Below are 6,046 nucleotides of genomic sequence, written 5' to 3'. Positions count from 1 at the left end.
CTCACCCGTCTGCCGCTCCCCATTGCTGGATCGCTCGACTTGCATGTGTTAGGCCTGCCGCCAGCGTTCGTTCTGAGCCAGGATCAAACTCTCAAGTTGTATGAGATTTTGTCCCGACTAGTCACTGTCATAAAACCTGCACCCAAATATCGGACTTAACCAATATCAAACCAATCGCTTGGCGGATGCAGTTGTCGACGAGTCCCAAGCACACCTGACCTCAAACCTTCACAGGTCGAAATCACGATGAACTTAGAAATACGTGACCGTCGGTATGTTTCTCATGATGATCCAACAGGCCTTCACAAGCCTGAAGATCCGCAAGGACATCCGCCGTCCACGTTTCTCTTTCTTCCGATGAAATTGTCAAACAGCAAGACACACCAGATTACAGCCTCAACGCCAAAACGCAAAGACCAAAATCCGCGACAACGCAGCCCCCTGGCTCCCTAGCCAGCAGAACCCTCAAGGCTCAAATGGAGACGCGTCAGCGCACGCCGCTCAATCCGCGGCGACGCCGTCGATGTCCGGCTTATAGGTCCCCCAATGCGAAAACGTCAAGCGGGATTTTCGAAAAAAATGGCCAAGCTCATGCTTAGAGCGGCGGCGCAGGACGGGAAGATCGGGATAAGGTCATTATTTTTCAATATGTTAATGAATTCCTCGCGGCTTTGGCCGCCGGTCCCGATTCACCCGCCTGTCAAGCTTTTGCCGCCCCGCCGCCGCCGGCGATGTTCGGCGGAAACGGCGTCAGTCTGAAAATTTCCGCTGAATTTCGTCGGCGATTTCGCAGAAAAGGGCGGTCCAATCGTCGTCCTCACCGCAACGAAACAGCCGCATGGTGGGATACCACGGCGAATCCCCGCGCCCGGTCAGCCAGCGCCATTCGGCGACATGACGCAACGCCAGCCACACCGGACGCCCCAGCGCGCCGGCCAGATGGGCGATGGACGTGTCGCAGGTGACGATCAGGTCGAGGCCGTTCATCAGCGCCGCTGTATCTACGAAGGCGTCTGGCCCAACGTCCAGAAGCTCGTCGAAACGGCGCAGCCGGGCGGCCAGCGCCGCCGGCAGTTCGTCGGCCTCCACGCCTTTTTGCAGGCTGAACAGGTTGACGCCCTCCAGTCCCGCCAGCGGCATCATCGCGTCTGGGGGAATGGATCGTCGCGGATCGACGCGGAAATCGATGTTGCCGCGCCAGCACAGGCCGATTTTGGGACCGGGAGCGGCAATCCGGCGCCGCCAAAGCGCAACCCGCTGCTGTTCGGCCCGCAAATAGGGGATGGGCGCAGGAATCGCGTCGACTCGCGTCGAACAGGCGCGCGGAAGACTGCTGAGGGCGAGCACGGCGTCGAAATCGCCGGCCAAGTCGGACTCGTCGCGCCAGGCGACACGCGCGCCAGACGAGGCGAGAAGCCGGCGCAATCTGGCCGGGCCGGCGAAGGCGACTTCGGCGCCCGCCCGCGCCAGCAGCGCCACATAGCGATAGAACTGGATAGCGTCGCCCAGCCCGTGATCGTGAACGACGAGAATTTTGCGGCCAGCGATCGAGGCGGGGTCGGCAAGGTCGAACCGCGCCGGGGAGGCGGGCGCGGGCCTTTGCCCTTCCGCCCAGCGATGTTCATAGCCTTCCCATCCTTGCGCGAAATCGCCTAGCAAGAGCTGGAGGCAGCCTTTGTTGCTTCGGGCTTCCGGCAAGTCCGGCGCGAGGCGCAAAGCCTCGTCGAAAGCCTCCATGGCTTCGCCAAACCGCCCCATTTCCTTGGCGACAATGCCAAGACCGCAAAAAGCCAGCGGATAATTTTTGCGCAGGACGATGGCGCGAAGATAGGCCTGCCTCGCCTCGCCATAAAGGCCGAGCCGCATCAGCGCATTGCCGAGATTGAGCTCCGCCTGCGGCAGGTCGGGCCGGATTTGCAGGGCGTCGCGACAGCATTGCGCCGCCTCCGCCAGCCGCCCCAAAGCGTAGAGCGCGGCGCCGCGATTGCAAAAGGCTCCGGCGTCCTTCGGCTGCAAGGCGCAGGCGCTTTCAAAACAGGCCAGGGCCGCCCCCGCATCGCCCTGCGCCAGCAACAGACCGCCGCGATTGAACCAGGCGACGGCATAGTCGGGATTGAAATGCAAAGCGCGCTCGTAAAAGGCCAGCGCGCCGGCGGCATGGCCCCGGCTCTGCAAAATATAGCCGCCCGAACAGAGCGCCTCGGGAAAATCGGGCCGCGCGCGCAGAGCGGCGTCGAAACAGCCGATCGCCGCATCGAGCCGCCCCGCCGCCTGCTCCTCCAGACCGCGCCGGTAGAGCGCCTCGGCCTCGCCTGGCGCTGCGCTCACGAACCGCCCAGCCGCAAATTCTGGATGCTCATCAGCAGACCGGCGCTGAAGGTCGTGGTCGAACGGGCGGAAATGAGCAGCGGGCTGACCAGATTCGACGCCGCCGAGCCGGAAGTAAGGCTGGAGCCGTTGTTGAGATCATATTGCGCGGCAAAGCGCTCCAGAAAATTCAGGACCTTGGCCGGCTTCTGAAAATCGGAATAGGTCAGCAAATGGTCGAACTGCCTCGCCTGCCTGTCGATGTTCTCCATCGATGTATAGGAGGAAATGCCGAGCGTCGTCTGCGCCACGCTCAAAAGGTTCTTGTCGGCGAGGATGCGGGTAGGCCGCCGTGCGGGCGCCATTGCGCTGGTCGATCTTGGCTGCGAGGGTTTCCGCGAAAGCCGTGGCGATCGCGCTCGGTCGCTGCGGCGCGGCTTCCGGAATCGCCGGTTGGGGATTCGCGGGCAGCGCAATCGCCGCTTGCGGCGGCGCAACCGGCTCCGGCGCGGGCGCCGGCGCAGCGGGCTGCGGCGCGGCGAGATCGAGCGCTTCCTGCAAGATAGCGCAGATTTCTTCGATCGAACGATCGAGCGCCACGAGGGCGCGATATTCCGGAACCTGAAGCAGACGCTGACGCATGTCTTCGCGCAGGGCGCGCATCGCATTCAAAATATCGTGGGGCATCGGCGTCAAATCTCCTGCTGAGGCCGACGATCTTCCGCCCTGCGGCTGGCGCGAAGCTGGATTGGCCAGCGGCACGGGGCGCAAGCTTCGCAAAAGGCTAAAGGCGTTCAATTTCATTCCGACGGATGGCGGCTCGCCCGCTCTGGCGGACGGGCGCTCCCCTCCCCGGCGGTCGAGAAAACAACGGGAGCCGGGACCAATGATCGTTGATCGCCCTCGCGCCGCTTCTTGGCCCTGCGACGCCGACCCACTTGCCGATCCTTTGGACAATGGCGTCGCCGCTTCCGACAGTCCCGCCATTTTGCGCCTGAAAATGCTGGAAATGAAGATCCGGATCGCCGGCCCCCTCCCCGACGCCGCCCGGCGCTCGGGGGAGGACCTGATCGGCGCGCTCAAACGCGCCATTGCCGAAAAACCCGCGATCAGCTTCGCCGATGTCGTCGCCAAGCTGAAAACCTGCGACGAACTGGCGGAGATCATCCGCGCGGTTTCGCCCCTGTCGGCGAGGAAGGCGATTTCCAGCCGGTCGCCGGCGCTTTTCATCCGCACCGCCAGTCCGCCCAGATCTTTCGGCGCCAGGGTGATTTCGAGATCGCGGCGCGGCGCCGCCGCCAGCGGCGGGGCGCCGGCGTTTTCCGCCGCGACGGCAGGTTTTTGGACGGCGGGCGCGGCGCTGTCGGACTCTTTTTCCGCATGGAAGGCGGCTTCGCCGGGGAGCGCGAAGCCTAAGGAAGTGGGCGGCTGCGGGTTGGGGCTCGCCGCCGGCGCCTCGGGGACCGCGGCCTCGGTCGTCTCGGCCCGCGCTTCGGGCGCCGAAATCCTGCCGGAGCGCGCCGCCTCCAGCGCGGCGCGATCGCTCGCCGCTATCTGGCTCAGGCCGGGACGGAAAGTGGGACCGCCCGGTTGCAGCCAGGTCTGCTGCGCCACGACATGAACGCGAAAAGCCGCCGCCGAATCGGGCGCGGCAAACGCAATTTCAGACTCCGCAGGCGCTGTTTGCGCGCCGACCGAAAGGATCGCGCGGCGGGAAAGGCGGCGGCGTCGCCGGCCGCCACTCGTTCCTGAATGTCCTGCAATCGGCGAACCATCCGCTCGGGTTCGTCGGGCGGCGCGAACGCTGGCGCCGGCGGGAGGGGAGGCTGAGCAGCCCCCGCGGCGACTTTTTCAGTTTTCCCGGCCGGATTTTCCGCCGCCGCCTCGCTTTTGTTCGCCGCCAATTGCGATGGCGTTTCCGGCGTTTCCGCTGGACGGGCTTGCTGTTGAGCCGGGTCGCGCTCTTGCCCGGCGGGCGCCGGCGGTCTCTCGGCGCCGATGTGCCGGCGCAAGACCGTGGGGGCTTGTTCCGCCGGCGCCTGCGCGGTCTCCGGATCCGGAGTCGCTCGCCCGCTCAACATCGGCCGGACAAAAAACCAGGCGAACCCCCCGGCGCCGAGCAGCGCCAGCGCGCTGGCCCCGATCACCAGAGTTCGGCTGTTCAGGGCCAATCCCGTCACGCTGGCGTTCATGGCGTCGTAAAGACCCATTTTGCTTCTCCCGAACGAAGTCCCTGTCGCCTTTGTGCCCGCGCTGGCTTGCGCGAAGCTGGCAAAAGGCGCCGGACGCGGGCTTAACCGCGCGCTCACGTTTTGAATTTAAGGTCCGAAGCACGACCGCGTCCCCCCGGAGCGCGGCGACGAAACAGGCGTCCGAGCCGCATAAGGAGATGAGGTGGATGCGTTTGGTCCTTGTGGCGGCCGACCCAGCCCTGAACCGCTCCCTGGCCTCGCTGTTGGAGGCGCGAGGCCATGAAGTCGCCGGTTTCCAAAGCTGGACCGTGGCGCGCCGGCAGATGGAAACGCAAAGCCACGCCAACGGGCTGATTGTCGTCGAGGCCGGAAGCGACACGCCGGGACCGGAAATCTGCTGGGAGGCGCGGCTGTTGGCGAGCGACGAGCAGCCGGTCTACATCTGCCTGATTTCGCGCCCGCTTTCCTCCAGGGACTTCATCGAGGCGCTCGACTGCGGGGCCGACGACGTGCTGCAATTGCCGCTGTCTTCCGACGAGCTCTACGCGCGCCTGCGCGCCGCCCAGCGCCTGATCCAGGCCCAGCGCAAGCTGTTCGACATGGCGACCCGCGACAGCCTGACCGGCCTCTTCAACCGTCCGGCCTTTTTCGACCGCGCGACAAAACTATGCCGCGAGGCCGAAGCGCCGCTCGCCGCGATCATGATCGACATCGATCATTTCAAATCCGTCAACGACCGTCACGGCCACGCCGGCGGCGACAAGGCGCTGCGCGCCGTCGCCGATTGCCTCAAGGCTGGCGGCGACATCGTGGGGCGGATCGGCGGCGAGGAATTCGCCCTGCTGGTCGAAGGCGGCGACGCCGGCGCGGTTTTCCGCTCGGCGGATGGCCTGCGCCAACACATCGCAGGTCAGGAAATTTCCGTCGGCGCGACGATCCTGCGACTTACCTGCAGCTTCGGCGTCGCCATCGGCGAAAGGAGCGAGAATATAGACGAGCTTTTGCGCAAGGCGGATTGGGCGCTTTACGCGGCCAAGCGCTCGGGACGCAACAAGGTGGCGCTGTTCGAAACGGAACGGGCGCGCGCCTTCAGCCGGCCCGACAGCACGATCCGGGTCCCCGGGCCTCGCAGCATCGCCCTGGGCTGAGTGCGCTTGGGAGCTTGCGCTTTGCGCGCACCAAAGGGGCGTTTGTCATAAGCCTGTAATTTTTGTGACGATATTCGGGCGTCGATCCATAGTGGAAGGACCCGCCTCATGTCTGTTGCATCGCAAACGCAAGACCTTCAGCAAGACCAGCCAAAAGTCGCCCGGCCCAATCTCGACCATCCCGACGACCCGAAGAAAATCTGGATTCTGATCGCCATCGGCGTGGCCGGCCTGCTCTACGCGGCCTGGTCGATCCAGTGTAAGCGGTACGCCGCAGCCACGGGCTGATTTTTGATTTCGGTTAGCGGCGGTGCGGCGAGCGCGATTTTGCAAGGCGCCGACTGGAAGCGCGCCGATCCGCGCAGTGCCGGTATAGAATGGGCACGACGTTGGCGATCG

At 64.8% G+C, this 6,046-nt stretch carries 7 protein-coding genes and 1 rRNA gene; 4 read left to right on the top strand and 4 right to left on the bottom strand.

Annotation, left to right across the window (positions count from 1 at the left end; translation table 11 throughout):
- From QZY01_RS14795 to QZY01_RS14785, 3 genes are all read right to left on the bottom strand, one after another.
- Positions 1-99 (bottom strand): 16S ribosomal RNA (locus QZY01_RS14795); the annotation flags it as partial.
- Between the two features lie 651 nt (positions 100-750).
- Positions 751-2,328 carry a tetratricopeptide repeat protein gene (locus QZY01_RS14790; protein ID WP_294538295.1) on the bottom strand — a complete coding sequence of 526 codons (1,578 nt, stop codon included), beginning with the start codon at positions 2,326-2,328 and terminating at the stop codon, positions 751-753.
- A complete protein-coding gene (locus QZY01_RS14785; protein WP_294538293.1) occupies positions 2,325-2,672 on the bottom strand; it encodes a DUF1217 domain-containing protein in 348 nt (115 codons plus the stop codon). The genes QZY01_RS14790 and QZY01_RS14785 overlap by 4 nt, the downstream gene beginning before the upstream one ends.
- Positions 2,673-2,790: 118 nt before the next feature.
- Here QZY01_RS14785 and QZY01_RS14780 point away from each other — a divergent pair, with 118 nt between their 5' ends.
- Together QZY01_RS14780 and QZY01_RS14775 are read left to right on the top strand one after the other, a co-directional pair.
- A complete protein-coding gene (locus QZY01_RS14780; RefSeq protein WP_294538292.1) occupies positions 2,791-3,015 on the top strand; it encodes a hypothetical protein in 225 nt (74 codons plus the stop codon).
- A gap of 178 nt (positions 3,016-3,193) precedes the next feature.
- A complete protein-coding gene (locus QZY01_RS14775) occupies positions 3,194-3,928 on the top strand; it encodes a hypothetical protein (RefSeq protein WP_294538290.1) in 735 nt (244 codons plus the stop codon).
- Here the strand turns inward: QZY01_RS14775 and QZY01_RS14770 are convergent.
- A complete protein-coding gene (locus tag QZY01_RS14770) occupies positions 3,867-4,517 on the bottom strand; it encodes a hypothetical protein (protein ID WP_294538288.1) in 651 nt (216 codons plus the stop codon). The two genes, QZY01_RS14775 and QZY01_RS14770, sit on opposite strands and share 62 nt — an antisense overlap.
- A 188-nt stretch (positions 4,518-4,705) precedes the next feature.
- Here QZY01_RS14770 and QZY01_RS14765 point away from each other — a divergent pair, with 188 nt between their 5' ends.
- Entirely contained in the window at positions 4,706-5,647 is a 942-nt protein-coding gene (locus tag QZY01_RS14765; RefSeq protein ID WP_294538286.1) for a diguanylate cyclase, read from the top strand.
- 108 nt (positions 5,648-5,755) lie between these two features.
- On the top strand, positions 5,756-5,935 hold the full coding sequence (locus QZY01_RS14760; protein ID WP_294538283.1) for a hypothetical protein: 180 nt from the start codon (positions 5,756-5,758) through the stop codon (positions 5,933-5,935).
- Positions 5,936-6,046: the final 111 nt, after the last annotated feature.

Source organism: uncultured Rhodoblastus sp. (assembly GCF_903903185.1).
Lineage (GTDB): Bacteria > Pseudomonadota > Alphaproteobacteria > Rhizobiales > Beijerinckiaceae > Rhodoblastus.
The sequence above is the reverse complement of the archived record's forward strand: the minus strand, read 5'-3'. Positions and strand labels throughout refer to the sequence as shown.

Excerpts from the sequence above, each read along its gene's own strand:
- QZY01_RS14760 (WP_294538283.1), top strand. The coding sequence starts at position 5,756 with ATGTCTGTTGCATCGCAAACGCAAGACCTTCAGCAAGACCAGCCAAAA.
- QZY01_RS14775 (WP_294538290.1), top strand. The coding sequence starts at position 3,194 with ATGATCGTTGATCGCCCTCGCGCCGCTTCTTGGCCCTGCGACGCCGAC.
- QZY01_RS14765 (WP_294538286.1), top strand. The coding sequence starts at position 4,706 with ATGCGTTTGGTCCTTGTGGCGGCCGACCCAGCCCTGAACCGCTCCCTG.
- QZY01_RS14770 (WP_294538288.1), bottom strand. The coding sequence starts at position 4,517 with ATGGGTCTTTACGACGCCATGAACGCCAGCGTGACGGGATTGGCCCTG.
- QZY01_RS14785 (WP_294538293.1), bottom strand. The coding sequence starts at position 2,672 with ATGGCGCCCGCACGGCGGCCTACCCGCATCCTCGCCGACAAGAACCTT.